15 protein-coding genes are annotated in these 18408 nt (G+C 40.7%); 7 read left to right on the top strand and 8 right to left on the bottom strand.

Annotation, left to right across the window (positions count from 1 at the left end; all coding sequences use genetic code 11):
- Positions 1-70: 70 nt before the first annotated feature.
- The 5 genes from LU635_RS10855 (at position 71) to LU635_RS17230 (ending at position 5565) form a co-directional block, all read left to right on the top strand.
- Positions 71-835: a LytR/AlgR family response regulator transcription factor gene (locus LU635_RS10855; RefSeq protein ID WP_240099082.1), complete on the top strand. Its 765-nt coding sequence runs from the start codon at positions 71-73 to the stop codon at positions 833-835.
- Positions 836-1945 (top strand): sensor histidine kinase, encoded by a 1110-nt coding sequence (locus LU635_RS10850; RefSeq protein WP_240099080.1) that lies wholly within the window; start codon positions 836-838, stop codon positions 1943-1945.
- Between the two features lie 172 nt (positions 1946-2117).
- Complete coding sequence (gene trhA / locus LU635_RS10845; protein ID WP_240099078.1) at positions 2118-2777, top strand: PAQR family membrane homeostasis protein TrhA; 660 nt, start codon at positions 2118-2120, stop codon at positions 2775-2777.
- Between the two features lie 57 nt (positions 2778-2834).
- A complete protein-coding gene (locus LU635_RS10840; protein WP_240099077.1) occupies positions 2835-5381 on the top strand; it encodes a M14 metallopeptidase family protein in 2547 nt (848 codons plus the stop codon).
- 49 nt (positions 5382-5430) lie between these two features.
- Entirely contained in the window at positions 5431-5565 is a 135-nt protein-coding gene (locus LU635_RS17230; protein WP_255749802.1) for a hypothetical protein, read from the top strand.
- A 27-nt stretch (positions 5566-5592) separates the two neighbouring features.
- On the opposite strand, the gene LU635_RS10835 is transcribed toward LU635_RS17230, so the two are convergent.
- Complete coding sequence (locus tag LU635_RS10835) at positions 5593-6978, bottom strand: FAD-binding oxidoreductase (protein ID WP_240099076.1); 1386 nt, start codon at positions 6976-6978, stop codon at positions 5593-5595.
- A 246-nt stretch (positions 6979-7224) separates the two neighbouring features.
- On the bottom strand, positions 7225-9879 hold the full coding sequence (cphA, locus tag LU635_RS10830; RefSeq protein ID WP_240099075.1) for a cyanophycin synthetase: 2655 nt from the start codon (positions 9877-9879) through the stop codon (positions 7225-7227).
- 89 nt (positions 9880-9968) lie between these two features.
- Between cphA and LU635_RS10825 the strand changes: the two genes are divergently transcribed.
- Complete coding sequence (locus LU635_RS10825) at positions 9969-10841, top strand: cyanophycinase (protein WP_240099074.1); 873 nt, start codon at positions 9969-9971, stop codon at positions 10839-10841.
- Here LU635_RS10825 and LU635_RS10820 read toward each other — a convergent pair.
- The 6 genes from LU635_RS10820 to LU635_RS10795 form a co-directional block, all read right to left on the bottom strand.
- On the bottom strand, positions 10829-11764 hold the full coding sequence (locus tag LU635_RS10820; protein WP_240099073.1) for an isoaspartyl peptidase/L-asparaginase family protein: 936 nt from the start codon (positions 11762-11764) through the stop codon (positions 10829-10831). The two genes, LU635_RS10825 and LU635_RS10820, sit on opposite strands and share 13 nt — an antisense overlap.
- Positions 11765-11853: 89 nt before the next feature.
- The gene (locus LU635_RS10815; protein WP_240099072.1) at positions 11854-12411 is read right to left on the bottom strand and encodes a 2'-5' RNA ligase family protein; all 558 of its coding nucleotides are present in this window, start codon (positions 12409-12411) and stop codon (positions 11854-11856) included.
- Positions 12412-12416: 5 nt separating this feature from the next.
- The gene (locus tag LU635_RS10810) at positions 12417-13190 is read right to left on the bottom strand and encodes a cyclase family protein (protein WP_240099071.1); all 774 of its coding nucleotides are present in this window, start codon (positions 13188-13190) and stop codon (positions 12417-12419) included.
- Between the two features lie 11 nt (positions 13191-13201).
- Positions 13202-14101 (bottom strand): CHAD domain-containing protein, encoded by a 900-nt coding sequence (locus LU635_RS10805; RefSeq protein ID WP_240099070.1) that lies wholly within the window; start codon positions 14099-14101, stop codon positions 13202-13204.
- 124 nt (positions 14102-14225) lie between these two features.
- On the bottom strand, positions 14226-15461 hold the full coding sequence (gene lysA, locus LU635_RS10800) for a diaminopimelate decarboxylase (RefSeq protein ID WP_240099068.1): 1236 nt from the start codon (positions 15459-15461) through the stop codon (positions 14226-14228).
- 110 nt (positions 15462-15571) lie between these two features.
- Positions 15572-16747 (bottom strand): MFS transporter, encoded by a 1176-nt coding sequence (locus LU635_RS10795; protein WP_240099066.1) that lies wholly within the window; start codon positions 16745-16747, stop codon positions 15572-15574.
- A gap of 226 nt (positions 16748-16973) precedes the next feature.
- Here LU635_RS10795 and sucC point away from each other — a divergent pair, with 226 nt between their 5' ends.
- The gene (sucC, locus tag LU635_RS10790) at positions 16974-18167 is read left to right on the top strand and encodes an ADP-forming succinate--CoA ligase subunit beta (protein ID WP_240099064.1); all 1194 of its coding nucleotides are present in this window, start codon (positions 16974-16976) and stop codon (positions 18165-18167) included.
- Positions 18168-18408 lie beyond the last annotated feature (241 nt).

The raw sequence follows: 18408 nt of genomic DNA, 5'->3' as shown, positions 1-18408 counted from the left end.
AGTGCTTTAAAAATATAAGTTTTATGTTCAAATAGTTTTAAATTGCAGTTATTAAATACTAATTCAAACTATGAAAGCACTTGTTATAGATGATGAAGAACTGGCCAGAAAAAGGGTTCTGAACTTGCTTGAGGAAATAGAGGAAATAGAAATACTCGGTGAATGTTCTAATGGCAAAACTGCCATAAAGAAGATCAATTCTGAAAAGCCGGATCTTATTTTTCTGGATATCAATATGAAGGATATGAACGGTTTTGAAGTGCTTAAACAGGTGGAGATAACACCCAAACCAATAGTGATCTTTGTTACTGCTTATGATAATTATGCCTTAAAAGCCTTTGATGTGGAGGCATTTGACTTTTTGCTCAAGCCTTTTAAGGATGAGAGATTTTTCAAAACCATCAGTAAAGTGCTAAAAACAACCCAAAATGAGGCTGATTCTAACTTTGAAAAGCGTCTCATTGAATTTTTCCATGAGTATTCAAAAGGTTCAACCAGACTGAATTCAGTTTCAAAAATTCCTGTCAAACAGGGAAATAAAACAGCTTTGGTAGATCCGAAGGATATTTTATACATCATCGCTTCGGGCTATTATGCCGAGTTATATGTGAACTCCAAAAAGCATGTGTTAAGAGAATCGCTTAATAATCTTGAAGAGATCCTGGATGAGAATGTCTTTGTAAGAATACACAGGTCTAGCATTGTTAACCTCAATTATGTAGAAGAAATAATACACTCTGATTATTCTGAGATAGACGCCAAAATGACCGATGGAAAGCTGCTTCATGTAAGTAAGTCCCATAAAAAGGAATTTCTTGAAAAAATAGGAATCTAAATGAGTCTCACTACACTAAAAAGAAAGTATATAGACCTGAAGCTGGTGCTGCTTCTGGCCGGTTTTTATCTCATGTTCGACATTGTTCTGCTTGTCAAGGTTGCCTACATGCGCAACTATATGCCTGGAGATAGTCCAGACTATTTTAGCTGGACAGATTTTTTGGTACATAATCTCCTTTTCGATTATATCATCGTAGTGAGTTACATGACCCTTATAGCTATTAGCACCAAGAGGTTCCTGAACAAGAATTATTCCTGGGTCAAGATCATTTCCATACATACTATTTTTTCAATTCTTATCGGGCTTATTATCCGTTTGATTTTTGATTTCTACTCTATAATCGCAGGAAGGGTTAGCCTTGCAGATTTTGATCTCCGCAAGAGTATTAATGCCTTTGTTTATGTTATAGATCTTAATTTCCTGATCTATTTTGCGATGGTTTTTATTATTTATACCTACTATTATTTGAAGCAGGTGAAAGAGGCTGAAAAACGTCACTCCAAGCTTGAATCCCAGCTGGTGAATACAAGGATGAAAATGCTTTCGTCCCAGTTGCAACCTCACTTTTTATTTAATACGCTTAATTCTATAGCTGTTCTAACAGATATAGATGCCGCGAAAGCAAAAGATACTATTGCCGATCTCAGTGATTTTCTGAGGGAAATACTTTATAGTAGCGATAGCAACCGAATTAGTCTGGATGAGGAACTGAGAATTCTGGAATATTATCTGAATATCGTCAACGTACGGTTTTCAGACCATCTAACGATCACAAAGGAAATAGACAATTCTTTACTGGTAAAAAGAGTGCCCGCACTTCTTTTACAGCCACTTATTGAGAACTCTATAAAACATGGATACTCTTATGATCATACTAATCTCAATATCAAAATATCGGTATACGAAGAAGGTAAATACCTTGTGATAAAGGTTGAGAATGATGGGGCGCCCATATCTCAGACGCACGCAGAATTGATGAAAAAAGGGGTGGGGCTTACCAACATCAACGATCGTTTAAAGAACCTCTATCATGATAATTACTTCTTCGAGATAAGAAATAAGGCTGATGGTTCCGGGGTTGAAACCCTTATAAAAATACCTGAATAGAGACCGGATACTTACTCCTTTTTCTACTGGTGATTTCTTTTTTCTTTCCTTCCCGGGAGAACAAAGGTTATAAAGATATTTTAAGAAATTTTTAGCTTGAATCTTAGACAGGATCTTCGTAAATTTAAGTTACTCCCCTCGAATTTTACCCCTTCTTTAAAACCTCCCAAATATGGAAAGAGAATTACCTTGCCATTATTATCCTCCGGCAGAAGAGAAATTCAATATCATTTCTCACGGGATAGGTTTTGTATTAAGTATACTGGCCCTGATCCTTCTTATTTTGAAGGCAGAGAGGCTGGGGGAAATAGAACATCTTGTAAGTTTCAGCATTTTTGGAGCAAGCATGGTACTTGTGTATGCTGCTTCTACTTTTTATCACAGTGCCAGATCAAAACGTTTAAGAATAAAACTTAACATCCTTGATCATGCGTCTATTTATTTCTTAATCGCAGGTACTTATACGCCTTTTGCCTTGGTAACTCTTAATGGAATTACCGGCTGGAGCATACTGATTGTGATATGGGTGATGGCGATTACAGGTGCTGTCTTTAAATTGTATTATGCGGGGCGTTACCAGTTATTTTCCACAACAATGTATTTGGTGATGGGATGGATAATCGTATTTGCCATTAAACCTCTTATAGATAATTTGCCGGGTGACGGACTCTGGTGGTTGTTCGGTGGTGGTATTTTCTATACTATAGGTGCCATCCTTTTTATGCAGCATAGGATCCCGTTTAATCATGCTATTTTCCATATTTTTGTTCTCTTGGGAACTTTTAGTCACTTCATTTCAATTTACTTTTACGTATTGCCCGATAATGTTTAAATAGAATCTTTTCTAGGGAATAATTTTTATCTTTAAAGCCTATCGAAATCAGTTTCTATGAAGAGCAATTACATTTTTTGCAGCCTAATACTCATTTTAATATTTAGCCCATTACAGTCACAGAATGACTATTATTTTCCTGAAGATGTAAGTTTCGAGGAGAGCATTCCGAGTCCGGCCGAATTTCTCGGTTACGAGATAGGAGATTGGCATACAAGATATTCCAGGCTGGTCAGTTATATGGAAAAGCTGGCAGAACTTTCTCCCAATGCACAGATCCAGACCATTGGATATACTCATGAAAAGAGGCCTCAAATAATCCTGACCATTTCATCGGAAGAGAATCTTAGAAACCTTGAAAATATTCGGCAGGAGCATCTTGCCCATGTAAATCCGGAGAATTCTGCAGGAGATGTAGAAAAGATGCCGGTGATCGTTCATCTTGGGTATAATGTTCATGGGAATGAGCCTTCCAGTAGTGAGGTGTCAATGCTCGTAGCCTATTATCTTTTGGCAGCAAAAGATTCAAAAGTGGATGAATATCTGAAAAATGGGGTTTTTCATATTGAACCGGCCTTAAACCCTGATGGTCGCGACCGTCATACTACCTGGGTGAATAGCAATAAAGGCAATCCTCCGGTGGCAGATAACTGGGACAGGGAACATAATGAATCCTGGCCTTCCGGCAGAACCAATCATTACTGGTTTGATCTTAACCGTGACTGGCTGCCGCTTACACAGGTTGAAAGTAAGAATCGGGTGGCTTTCTATCATAAATGGCTGCCTAATATGGTGACCGATTATCATGAGATGGGAAGTTCAAGCACTTATTTCTTTGAACCAACCAAGAAATATGGATCAGAAAACCCAATTGTTCCACGTTATAATTATGATACTCTTAATACTATTTTCGCAAAATATCACCAGGAATCTCTGGATGAGATCGGCTCTCTTTACTTCACCGGAGAACGCTATGATAATTCATATCCCGGATATGGTTCAACCTATCCCGATCTTCATGGAGCACTTGGAATTGTTTATGAGCAGGCCAGCTCAAGGGGATATGTTCAGAAAACAGGAAGTGAGGATATCACATTTCCATTCACTATACGCAATCATCTGCGCACCAGTCTGGCAACGATCCAGGCTACTATAGATAAGAGGGAATTATTGCTGAACTGGCAACGTAAATTTTTTAAGGATATCAGGGATCAGGGCCTTAAGGAAAAAAAGCTTCATGTGTATGGAAATGAAGAAGATCCGGGCTTAACCAAAATGTTTACCAACTTATTGCTGGATCATCAGATTGAGGTCTACAGGATCGAAGATGAGGTGACAGCCGGAGATAAGACATTTAAACCTGATTTTGCTTATGCAGTTCCGGAGGGGCAGGCTCAAAACCTTATGGTGAAAACCATGTTCGATAAAGTGACCAGTTTTGCAGATAGTGTATTCTATGATACTTCAGCCTGGTCTATGGCTCTGGCCTACGGGATATCAAATACCGAAGTGTCTTCTGGCAGGCTGGATCTGGGATCCAGAATAACCAAGGAGGATATCGCTGCAAATGTTAAGATTCCTGCGAAATCTGATTATGCTTATCTAATAGACTGGTCACAGTTCGGGGCTTCCGAAGCATTGTATTATCTCCTTAAGAACGATGTTAATATTAAAACTGCATTCACTCCTTTTTCAATAGAGACAGACACCGGGATCAGGAAATTCGGGTATGGAAGCCTTATGATCTCGGTTGCTGATCAGTCAGTTACTCCGCAGGAATTATACGATCTGGTTAAAAAGGCATCCGGGAAAGCCGGGATCAGGGTAGAATCTGTCGCCTCTGGTAGAAGCGCGCTGGGAATTGACCTTGGCAGTCCGGAACTTAAGGATATTGAGCTTCCCAAAGTAGTTATGCTCACTGGAGAAGGCACCAGCGGATATGAAGCTGGTGAGATCTGGTTTATGATGGATACCTATGCAAATATGCCTATCACGAAAGTAGACCGGAGCGATTTTAAAAGAATGCCCCTTAATGATTATGATGTGCTGATAATGGTGTCTGGGAATTATGATGATCTGGAAAAAGAACGGATCGAAAGCTGGGTCAAAAACGGAGGAACTTTGATAACCCAGAGAACGGCTACACAATGGGCCATCAAGAATGAGCTTGTGAAGGCAGAACTTAAAGAGCAGAAGAAAGAAAAAGACAGTCTGTTAAGAATGAATTATGCAAAGGCCGATAATTATTATGGGTCCCGTGCGATAGGAGGTTCTTTTTATAAGGCCGATCTTGATATTACTCATCCAATTGGTTTTGGCTATGAAGACAGGGAATTATCGATCTATAAGAACAGTACTGTTTTTCTTAAGCCAGGTAACAATCCCTTCAATAAGGTGGCAGTCTTTAGCAGTGATCCCTACATAAGCGGATATATCCATCCCGAAAACCTGGAATTGATTAAGGGTTCTGCAGCAATTCTAGCAGAGCAAAATGGCAGGGGAACGGTGATTATGTTCAGTGATAATCCAAATTTCAGGGCAATGATGCTGGAAACCCATAAGTTGTTCGCCAATGCTATCTTTTTTGGTTCAGTGATTTTTTGATAGCCAGGATCTATGTTTCAGAGGGAATTATAATTAACCAATAAGCTTAATGGATTATTTTTTAATTACTACCATTCTGGTGTCTATTGCCGCGATATTTGGTTTTCTCAATGTGAAATTTCTAAAGCTCCCAATAGCAGGACTTAGTAATAATAAATATCCTTTCAGAGCTATTCCGTTCTGAAAGGATACGTTTGTATTAAAGAATAAATCAGGCTTTTGGCTCGATGTTCTGATTGACCCTGAAGAAATTATCGGGATCGTATTTGGCTTTTATTTTCTGAAGTTTTTCATAATTATGCCTGAAGGAAGCCCTTACTCGCTCCTGACCTTCTTCCATCATGAAATTGGAATAAGAACCCCCCATAGAGAATGGATGAAGGGCATTCCAGTAGTCCTTGCACCAGTTTGTGATTTCCATGGCTTTCCCGGGATCCGGATCTACTCCCACGAAAACCCCGGCATACTTCGCGTCACGGTAAGCCCATGCCGTATCCTCGGGACCAACTTTCGCTGCTGCCCCCGAAATTGGGTATAAGTGCATTTGCGATAATGGTGTTGGTATGGATGATCCAAATTTCAGGTGTTTCTTAGTAGCTTCAGGTGGAATTTCACTAAAGAAATCACCTCGCCAGTACCACTGGAATCCCGGAGGTAAGAGGCCGTCAAATAAGGTTTGTATCACAGGATATGGCATTTCACCCACATGCTCAAAAACGGGGTTGTGGTCTCTTACTGGTTCAAATAGCTTATCAAATTCTTCAGGTTTACCGGTATAACACCAAACTATTCCGCAGAATTTTTTTCCATGGAGTTCTTCCGGAAATGGAGGGCCTGGGATTACCATGGTTGCAATAAACCCGTTAAGGTCTTCTGGTGCGTTATGAATGAAATCATGGTACCATTTCATGATCTCTTCGGTTTTTTCTATTGGCCACAGGGTTGGTCCGCCAATCACGTTTTTCAATTCATGTGCCTGGAAAAGAAAGGAAGTAACTACTCCAAAATTGCCGCCACCGCCACGAACAGCCCAGAAAAGATCTGAATTCTGATCTTTATTTGCGGTGACCACGCTTCCGTCGGCCAGAACCATATCCACTTCCAGAAGATTGTCTATGGTTAGACCGAACTTCCGGGTTAAGTGGCCTACGCCTCCTCCCAGAGTTAATCCTCCTACTCCTGTTGTAGAGATTATACCAGCAGGCACCGCCAGGCCGTATGGATGAGTGGCATGATCTACTTCACCCCAAAGATTTCCTCCGCCAACCCTTACCGTGTTGTTTGAGGTGTCTACCCTTACATACTTTATTCCTGAAAGGTCTATGACCAGGCCTTCGTCACAAATCCCAAGGCCGCCCCCATTATGGCCGCCACCCCGAACAGCGGTTAGCATGTTGTTTTTTCGGCCAAAATTAACAGCCGTGATTACATCTGCTACATCCACACATTTTGCGATCATAGCAGGCTTCTTGCTGATCATGGCATTAAATACCTTACGTGAATCTTCATAATTCACATCTCCTTCAAGAATCAATTGACCTCTCAGGCCGCTTCTCAATTCTTCTACCATTGAAGGTTCTAATTTTACTGTGCTCATAATTATTGATTTATAGATAATTGGATTATACTTTATCCATAGCTATCAAGGAGTAAAGAATTACAGGTACTGGAGCGGCGAAATTAAAAAAGGGGGGAGTTTAAATAACGCTTTTAGAATTGCGTAAGAATATAATGCAATATAAGGATATTTAAAAAATGATTCGATATTAAAGATAGGCTAAAATATTGTTAATCAATTAGCAATCAGTTTATTTCGTGTAAATTAAATTTTTATAGACTGGTTCTATAAGGTGTTAAGCCAAAAGGAGTTTTCAAACCTCAACTCTCCTTTATCATCCTTTTCCTTTAATTCCTTCAGCAGTTTTAAGGAATCACTCACCGCATCACTACATAGAACGATCAAAGATTCTTTCTTTGCATTTCTGATCGCATGTTTTATTGATTCAGGCTCTGAACCAGCAATCGTAACCAGTTTTTTAGGATCTACCTTATTAATTCCATTCCTAAGTAATGAGGTTAGATGTTCTGCCGATTTACCCCGAAGATCCCGGTCATTACGAATTATTATTTCATTAAACATTTCAGCGGCGATCATTCCTATTTTCTCAGTATCGGTATCCAGTCTGTCTCCAATCCCGGCAATGATCCCGACCTTATGTCTGAAATCGAGAGCATTTATAAAATTCTGTAGGGCTCTCATCCCTGTAGGGTTATGGGCATAGTCCAGCATAAATGTGAAATTTCTGAACCGGAAGATATTAAGGCGTCCCGGAGTTTGAGAATCAGAAGGAACAAAACTTTGCAATGCCATTCTCATATCTTCAATACTAAAGCCACTTATTTGAGCTGCGAGAACAGCGGGCAGGATATTTTGGATCATGAATCTGGCTTTTCCCCTGAATGTAAGCGGGATGGCATCAGCCTTCATCACTCTCATTTTCCAGACTCCGCTGGTTATAGTAATATATCCATTTTCATATATTGCCGTGATGCCCCCTTCATTCTGAAATCTTTTGATTCTCGGGTTGTTTTCATCCATAGAGAACAAGGCAATCTTAGACTTTACGTAATTCCTCATATCAAAAACCAGGTCATCATCTGCATTAAGGATTGCATAGCCGTCATGTGTCACGGTTTCCGGAATTACAGATTTCACTTTGGCCAGTTGCTCCTGGGTATGAATGCCTGCAAGTCCCAGGTGATCTCCTTCCACATTGGTAACTATTCCTATATCGCAATTCCTGAATGCAAGTCCTGCTCTAAGAAGACCTCCACGGGCACATTCCAGTACTGCAAAGTTGACGTTTGGATCCCTTAATACCAGTTCTGTACTAAGCGGGCCGGTGCAGTCTCCCTTCATGATCATTCTATTCTGGATATAAACACCATCTGTAGTGGTATAACCTACAAGTTTTCCGCCTAACTTGGCAATATGAGCAATAAGTCGGGTAGTAGTGGTTTTGCCATTTGTTCCGGTTACTGCAATTACAGGGATTTTTCCATTTTTATTATCAGGGAATAAAGAATCAAGTACCGGAGCAGCAACATTTCTGGGCAGGCCAATAGTAGGAGCCAGATGCATTCGAAAGCCTGGACCGGCATTTACCTCTATTACCGAGCCTCCCGTCTCCTCGATGGGTTTGGAAATATCACTGGTGATAAGATCTATCCCGCAGATGTCAAGGTCAATAAGTTTTGCGATCCTTTCTGCCAGAAAGATATTGGATGGATGAACGATATCGGTTACATCTTCTGCGGTGCCGCCGGTACTGAGGTTTGCTGTATCTTTTAAAATAATTGTCTCTCCTGCCGGTAATATTGAATCCGGTTCATAACCCTTTTTTTTAATAAGCTTCAGACTAATATCATCTAGTTCTATTTTGGTGAGTAAGTTCTCATGCCGATATCCCCGCCGTGGATCCTGATTGGTGATTGCTATTAATTCGGCTATGGTTGAATTGCCATTTCCTGTAACCTGCGCAGGAGACCGTCTTGCGGCTGCCACAAATTTGAAGTTCACAATCAGCATTCTAAAATCTGATCCATAAATGTGGCTTTCAACAATTACTCTGTCTGAGATCTTTTTTGCCGTGTGAAAGCCCTCAGTAGCTTGCTCAATATTCTGAATATTTGAAGTAATGCCACGACCATGATTCCCGTTGATAGGTTTAATGGCCAAAGGATAACCAATATCTTCACATACCTCTCCAAGTTCAGAAAGCTCGCTGATAGTCCTTCCGTAAGGCACCTTTATGGAGGCTTTTCTTAATAAATTCTTTGTGTCTTCCTTATCGCAGGCGATATCAACTCCAATATTACTTGTTTTGCTGGTGATGGTCGCCTGAATTCTCTGCTGGTAAGCACCGTAGCCCAGCTGGCAAAATGAGCCTTCATTCAGTCTAAGCCATGGAATACCCCGACGTTCAGCTTCCCTGATGATAGACTCGGTGCTGGGTCCCAATCTACTATCATCCTGGAGTTCTCTTAATTCCTGTATATCTTTTTCCAGGTCGTACTGTTCACCGGCAATGATGGCCTCGCAAATATTTACAGCAGCCCTGGCCGCATACCTTCCTGCACTTTCTTCAGTATACTCAAAAACTACATGATAAACACCTTTTTCACCATAACCCCGGGTTCTTCCGAAGGAAGTATCCATTCCTGCCAGGGACTGGATTTCAAGAGCCATATGCTCTATTACATGTCCCATCCATGTGCCTTCTTCAAGCCGAAGTAAAAAACCGCCTGGTCTTCCCACTGAACAGTAATGTTCTTCAAGACCGGGAAGTAAATTAATTAAACGCTCATTGAATCCCTCAATTTCATTTGATGGATAATTCTCCATTTCTTCCAGGTCCAGGACCATTACTATAAGTTTTGTACGCCGTATAGACCAGTAGTTGGGCCCACGCATGGCGGTGATTTCCTTTATTTTCATACGGGACAGGTGATTGATTTATAATGACTTAAATAAAATTAGACTTTTTCGTCCAACAACTGTATTTTAGTATTCTAAAAGTTACGTTAATGAAATCTAAAGGAACATTAATTCCTATTGGAGGGAATGAAAACAAGGGTACCCGAACCAACGAGAAATTTCATACGGAACATATAGAAAGGGGTATTCTCTCCAGGGTGGTTGCAGAAAGCGGAGGGGTTAACTCTTTAATAGCCGTTATCCCCACAGCCTCCAGTATTCCTGCCGAAGTTAGCCAGAGCTATATAGATGCATTTGGAAAACTGGGGTGCAGGAATGTTGAAGTTGCCAATCTCAGGAAGAGAGAGGATTCAGAAAAAATGGAAAATATTGAACTTGTTTCCAAAGCACATTGCGTAATGTTTTCGGGTGGAAATCAGTCAGAAATCATAAAAAAAATAAAGGATACGAGTGTACATAAGATATTGATGGACAGGTATCATAATAGTTCTCTTGTTATTGCCGGAACAAGTGCCGGTGCCATGTGCATGTCTGAAGAAATGATCACCGGAGGCCGGCATAAGGAAGCATTTGTAAAAGGGGCTGTTGGAATGACTAAGGGAATGGGCTTTTTGCCCAATATTGTAATAGATTCACATTTTATTCGTCGCGGCCGGTTTGGACGGCTGGCAGAAGCAGTCGCTAAATTTCCGCACCTTGTTGGGATAGGACTGGCGGAAGACACGGGCCTTGTGATCAAGGAATGTAATACGGTAGAGATCGTGGGAACAGGGATGGTCATTATTTTCGATCCCAGTGAACTTGAACATAATACCGAGAAGTACGTGAAAGATGGTGATTTAATGTCTATTACAAACATGAAGACACATATCCTGGCACAGGGGGATATGTTTAATATAGAAAAACATCAGGTAAGGATCCTGCATGTGGAAACCCCTTTAGAGGGTCATCAATCCTCATAAATAGCGACTACATTTTTGCCATTTGAAGAACGCATTCCTCTGTACATGCCTTCCGTGTTGAAAGGCATAGCTATATTTCCTTTATTATCCACGGCAATCAGTCCGCCATCTCCATTGATTTTTAAAAGCCTGTGTTGAATTACTTCTTCAGCAGCTTCCCTGAGTGATAACTTTTTATATTCCATCAGGCAGGATACATCGTAGGCAACTACACCGCGAATAAAAAACTCACCACTTCCCGTACAGCTTGCTGCACAGGTGTTATTATTTGCATAATTACCAATACCAATAAGCGGGCTATCTCCAATACGTCCCCAGTTCTTATTTGTCATACCACCGGTGGAGGTTGCGGCGGCAAGGTTACCATGCATATCACAGGCCACGGCTCCTACGGTACCAAATTTGGAATCTTTGGACTCGCTATGGTCCAGCTGAAATTGCTCACTATCCTTTATTTTTTGCCATTGCTGATAACGGAATTCATCATGAAAATAATCAGCGCTTTCAAGCTGGAATCCATGGTGCCTGGCAAAATCCATGGCTCCCTGTCCGGCCAGTAGAACATGAGGACTTTTTTCCATGATAATCCGTGCAAGGGAAACAGGGTTCTTAATACCATTAACCAGACTTACTGCTCCTGCCTTAAGCTCCTTTCCTTCCATAATTGCAGCATCCATCTCGTGAGTACCGCCAGCGGTAAAAACACTTCCTTTTCCGGCATTGAAGAGTGGAGAGTCTTCCAGCACGACCACGGCCTTTTCCACCGCATCTATAGCTGATCCTTTATTTTTTAGAATTTTGAAGCCTTCATCCAATGCCAGCTGCAGCGTATCACGGTAAGCTTTTTCCTTTTCAGGGGTCATTTTTCCCTTGATGAGGGTTCCGGCACCGCCATGGATTGCTATGGAATACCTTGTTTTCATTATAGGGAACAATAGTTTGAATTACACGAAAAAGTTACTGAAAAATGAAGTGTAGTATACTGAAATTATGATAAAAGCAGGTTAAATTTTCAGGAGCATAATTTGAATTTCCTGAAAATATCCCAGGTATTCCCATTATGTTTTAGTATGTAAAGGTGTTCTGCTTTGAAAGAGGCCGAATATTCCCGGTCTTTAAAATCATTCCACACGGCCGGAAAGTTACTTCTTTTAAGGTCCCGGGTCGCGATTGTAATATGCGGGTGTATCTTGGATGAGATTTCGTGTCTTTTAAGATCCAGGAAATTAAGCATCAAACTTTGAAGTTTTTCATGTAGTTCAATATATGGTACATGATCCTTGATCTTTATAAAGATCACTTGTTTTGAAAATTTACCGAAGCCATCCAGCACGGTTTCAAAAGCCTTATTTTCCGCAGAGAATTTCTTAATTTTTTTCACGAGTATATCTTCTTTTCTTTCAGGCATCCGAAAAGGAATTTGCAGGGTTATATGAGCCGGAAGTTTTAGCGCGTGCTTAATATTATGTTTCTCCCTGATCTCCTTTTTAAAAGCCTCAATTTCGGTTCTAATAGATGCCGGCGGCATAAGAGTGATGAAGTAAAGAGGATTTTTAAGCTTTCCTGACATTTGAATTATTTAATCGCAATGATCCTTAATGGTCCGCCACTGCCACCCTTGATCTTGATGGGTAAGGCGATGACCGTGAACCCCGTTTCAGGAAGCTGGTCCAGGTTTGCAACATTTTCAAAAGCGGGAATATTTTGAGTCATTAAAGCTACATGGGTTGCAAAATTTTGTGACTGACCAAAATCTATACTTGCCGTGTCTATTCCCACCGCTTTGATCTTCCGGTTAGTGACCAGCCATTCTGCTGCCTCGACTGAAAGCCCTGGAAAATGTAGTTGTTTAACTGCTTCCGGCCCTCTCTTATCAGTACCAAGATATTTTGACGCATCAGGATAATACTGGCCAAAGCCGGTTTGTAAAAGTACGATTCCGCCGTCAGGAATAGGACCATGCTCCTGTTCCCAGTCCATGATGACCTTAGGACTTATCAGATAATCAGGATCTTTTAGGGCTTTATCTGAAACATCAATTTTTACCGCGTCACCAATTAGATTTTCAAGGGGAATTTGATCTACAGTCTGGGCTCCGTCAGCAAAATGTATAGGAGCGTCTATATGCGTTCCGCCATGTTCTGCTGTAGAAAAGTTATTTGCTGAATAGTAAAAGCCCTGATCTGTTTTGCCTTTTGCAACTTCTTCCAGCTTAAATTCCTTAGCTGTGACCCAGTATACGCTTTCCTCAGAAAATGAATAGGTGAGATCTACAAATTCTCCCGATTTTTCCTGGGCCGGGATGGACTGGAAGAACAGTAGTAAAAGAACAAAATATAAAACCCTCATTTTATCAATTTTTAATTCCAATTAACCTTCGTATAGCTATCGATCCGTTTTGAGAAATCTTCAGGTTCCTCAGCATAGATAAGTTCACCTTTTACCTTAGCATTACTGCGCAGGTGGGTACTATATTCCATCACTACTGCATGTATAAGTTCCACCTGTTGGGGATCTTTAAGACCAAAACCATCCTTATTCAATTTGTCATTTAATACCATAAGATCATGATCGTTGCCCAGGTAATCTGCAAGTTCGTGAATTTCTGCCTCATAAGTGCTGAATAGTTCAGGCCAGGTTTCCTGAAGTAAAAGTACCTGATACCACAGGTATTTCACCCTTTTACGCCATTCATGAAAGATCTCCTTGCCTGGATTCTCATATGCCTCTTGCAGAGCTTTTTTTCCTCTTTTATATACTCTTTGTATACTTGGAAGGATAATGCTTATCTCATTATTATTGACTGGCCATTTGACCAGCTCTTTTTGTGCGTAATTAAGCTTATTCACCAGATGTTCTGAAAAGAAACTTTTTTCACGCAGTTCCTTTTCCATTACATCTCTTTCTTTTTCAATATTTTTTATTACAGAGTTGAAAAAGTTCACGTATAGATGGTCTCCATAGCGTTCACGAAGTATCTCCATAGTTTCAATATGAGCGGTAAGATCACGAAAGTCTGCCAGTTCCCTGCCAAGGTCCCGATAATAGATGTTGACCGATTTGTAATTATCTTCACCCATTTCGTCCCTTACCAGTCTGGCCAGCGCACGCAGTTTTTTCAGCCGTTTACGAATATCATGAACGGCTTCATGGATGGTCAAAGTGGCAAGTGATGTGATACATGCATCTACTTCCTCGGTAGCAACACTCGTAATGTTTTTCTTTAAGGTTTTATCTTTTTCAAACTTGTAGGTCATCATTCGATTTTCGTATTAAGATACCGAAATGACTTAATTCAGTTGGTTATAGATTTATTAAAAATTTCACTAAATAAAAAAAGCAGCCCGCGGGCTGCTTTTTTTTGTTTTATATATCCTTTTAAGTTTATTCCTTTATGACGAGATCTTTTTCAGTGCTTTTAAAATCCATCACAACCTGATGGCGAGTAAGGTCTTCAAAGCTTTCCCGTTCTCTTATAAGATGAGCCTTTCCTTTATACCAGAGCACTTCAGCTGGGCGGTACCTTGAATTAAAATTACTGGCCATGGAAAAGCAATAGGCGCCTGCATTACTAAAGCTTAAAATGTCACCTTCCCTTATCTCAGAGATTCTGCGATTACTGGCAAATGTGTCAGTTTCACAAATGTAGCCTACAACGCTATAAAAACGGGCCTTCGCACTGGGATTGGAAATATTCTTAATATCATGATGGGAACCATAGAACATGGGTCTTATCAAATGATTAAATCCTGTATCGATCCCCGCAAATACGGTAGAGGTTGTTTGCTTGATTACATTGACCTTCGCCAGAAACTTTCCTGCTTCACTTACCAGATATTTTCCAGGTTCAAATGTAAGTGCAAGTTCTCTTCCATATTCTTTACAGAATTTATCGAACTTTTTAGTAAGCTGGGCACCAAGATCCTCAATATCCGTCTCAATATCCCCTTCCCGGTAAGGTACTTTGAAACCACTGCCAAAATCCAGGAATTCAAGTTCCTTGAAGTTTTTGGCAGCCTCAAAAAGTATCTCAGAAGCATGCAGGAACACACCAATATCCAGGATATCACTTCCCGTATGCATATGTATCCCGTTTATATGCATTCCCGTATTCTCAACAATTCTTAGCAAATGTGGCATCTGGTGAATGCTGATGCCAAACTTTGAGTCTATATGTCCTACAGATATCTTTGAATTCCCTCCGGCCATTACATGCGGATTGATCCTTATACAAACCGGGGTTTCCGGGTGCCTGCTACCAAATTGCTCAAGTATCGAAAGGTTATCTATATTTATTTGTGCTCCCAGTTTAGCGACCTCTTCAATTTCTTCCAGGGAAACACCATTAGGGGTATAGATGATCTTTGAAGGATCCACTCCGGCTTCTAATCCCAGTCTTACTTCCTGTACGGATACGGTATCGAGTCCGCATCCCAGAGAATTCATAAGTTTCAGGATAGAGATATTTGAAAGTGCCTTAACGGCATAATGTATTCGGAGTTCATTTACTTTAAAAGCAGAGGTAAGCCTTTTATATTGGGAAATGATCTTTTCAGCATCATAGACATATACCGGGCTTCCAAATTCTTCGGCTACTGCAAGAAGGTCCTTCTGAGTCATTGTTCTAAAATATTTTGCGCAAAAATAACTTACTTATCTGTTGTTAGACAAGCGATATATCAAATATAACCGATTTATATTATTTGTTAATTCTGAAAACAGATCATCTTTTAAGAATTGCTTACTTCCAGTTCTGCTGAATTTTGTTTCCGTATTAGGATAACGCTCAACCCGATGAGAATCCCTAAAGCTGCCATTGCGGCACCAACATACTGGGCAGAAACAATCCCGTAACCATAGGCAATAGGCAGACCGGCCAGGTAGGCTCCACTGGCATTACCCATATTAAAAGCACTCTGATTTAGGGATGATCCCAGCATTTCTGATCCTTTTGCTGAATTGATCACCGCCATTTGTATGGGTGTGGCAATACAAAATGCGATAACCGGCAAAATAAAGGTCATTACCAGTACCCCGATCTGATCATAAGCCAGGAAAGTGTTCGAGATCAAAGCGATGACCATAAGAATCAGTGCGATGATCACAGCATTGATAGGGCTGAACATCTCAGCCAGTTTGGCTCCCAGAAGATTTCCCAAAACCATTCCTAGACCAGCCAGTATCATGGCATAACTTACTATTCCTTCGGAATGTCCTGCAACATCAGTAATAAGGGGTGCTATATAACTATACCATGCAAAGAAACCGCCGGTTCCTATAGTTGTTAGCAGTATCACCATCCATAATTCAGTCTTTTTCAGGATTTTCAGATCCTTTTTGAATCCGTTGGATGTCGCTTTGGGCAAATCAGGCATCCAGAATTTGATGCTTAGAACGGCAAGCACTCCTACAATTCCCACGGCCAGAAATGAAACTCCCCAGTTAAAATTCTGTCCGAGCCATGTTCCAAGAGGCACACCAAGAACATTTGCTACCGTAAGGCCGGTAAACATCATGGCTATGGCCTGTGCATCTTTACCAGGTTTCGCAAGTCTTCCGGCAACCACTGCACCTATCCCGAAGAAAGCTCCATGGGGAAGTCCGGAGAGGAACCTTGAAACCAGAAGTACAAAATATGAATTTGAAAATGCTGAAAGTGTATTAAAAACCGTGAACCATATCATAAGACCCAGAAGGACCTTGTGTGCAGGCCATTTGCTTCCAAAAGCCGTAAGCAGGGGGGCGCCAACTACAACTCCTAGGGCATAGGCCGATATAAAATGTCCTGCTCTGGGAATAGAGATATCCAGGGCTTCTGCCACTTCAGGAAGTATGCCCATTATCACAAATTCAGTCATTCCAATTCCAAATCCGCCGATCGCAAGTGCTAATAAGGCTTTTTTCATAGTCTGAAAATTAAGCGCCTAATTTACAAGAGAATAAACATTAATGGTAGAAATAACTTGATTTTCTACGATAACCTTTTCGTTGGAAACGCCTTTTAGGAAGGGATTACATCCTCTGGGAATTCCCGGTTTCTGCAAGAGTTAAGATGCTCAAAAAAGATTGGTACAATAGTATTGTATTTGTTACTTTTGCTTTCCATAATTAATCAAGAAGAAATAGCTGATTATGAATATACACGAATATCAAGGAAAAGAAATACTAAGCAGCTTCGGAGTACGCATCCAGCGTGGTACCGTTGCAAGAAATGCCAGAGAAGCAGTGGATGCTGCAAAAGAACTGACTGAACAAACCGGTACCGGATGGCACGTGATCAAAGCCCAGGTGCATGCCGGAGGCCGTGGAAAAGGTGGTGGTGTGAAGCTTGCCAAGAACCTTAAAGAGGTGGAGGAAATAGCAGGAGAGATCATCGGGATGAACCTGGTGACCCCCCAGACTTCTGCCGAAGGAAAGAAAGTTCATCAGGTACTGGTAGCCGAGGACGTGTATTATCCTGGAGATAGTGAACCAGATGAATTTTATATGTCGGTTCTGCTAAACCGTTCTACAGGTAGAAATATGATTATGTATTCTACTGAAGGAGGAATGGATATCGAGACCGTAGCTGAGGAAACTCCGCACCTTATATTCACTGAAGATATTGATCCTGCAACCGGACTACTTGGTTTTCAGGCACGTCGTATCGCTTTCAATCTTGGATTAAGCGGCCAGGCCTTTAAAGAAATGGTGAAATTCGTTTTATCCTTATATAAGGCTTTTGAAAAATCAGATTCTTCATTATTTGAAATCAACCCGGTGCTTAAAACAAGTGACGATAAAATACTTGCTGTTGATGCCAAGGTGACCTTAGATGATAATGCACTTTTCCGTCATAAAGACTATGCAGAGATGCGTGATATTCGTGAGGAGAATCCAACTGAAGTTGAAGCCAAGGAAGTTGGACTGAACTACGTGGATCTAGACGGAAATGTTGGATGTATGGTGAATGGAGCCGGACTTGCGATGGCTACCATGGATCTAATTAAAATGGCCGGTGGTGAACCGGCTAACTTCCTTGATGTTGGAGGTACGGCCGATGCAAAAAGAGTAGAAGAGGCATTCAGACTTATCTTAAAAGACGATAAAGTAGAAGCCATTCTTGTAAATATTTTTGGAGGCATTGTTCGTTGCGACCGCGTGGCACAGGGAATCGTTGATGCCTATAAAAATATGGGAGATGCGATAAATGTTCCTATCATTGTAAGATTACAGGGGACAAATGCTGAAAAGGCAAAAGAGCTTATTGATAATAGCGGACTTAAGGTATTTAGTGCCGTTGAATTTAAAGAAGCTGCTGATAAAGTACAGGAAGTACTTTCTTAAGAATAGCATATATTTTAAATAAAAAGACCTGGCTGTTTGCCGGGTTTTTTTAATTATGACATTTGGAGCTATTTCTGGGAGTATTTCTCGTCGGAAGGAGTCTTTTTTTGACAAAAAAATAATTAAAGTCATAAATATTTGCAAAAACCTAGGCTAAAGTGGCTTTTTTTATTAGTTATTAACCGAAAACGTTTTAGTTTTTTCCGAAATTAGGTTATCGTTTTGAAATGGAATAGCTTTG

Origin of the sequence: Christiangramia crocea (assembly GCF_022410465.1) — a bacterium.
Taxonomy (GTDB): Bacteria; Bacteroidota; Bacteroidia; order Flavobacteriales; family Flavobacteriaceae; genus Christiangramia; species Christiangramia crocea.
The sequence above is the reverse complement of the archived record's forward strand: the minus strand, read 5'-3'. Positions and strand labels throughout refer to the sequence as shown.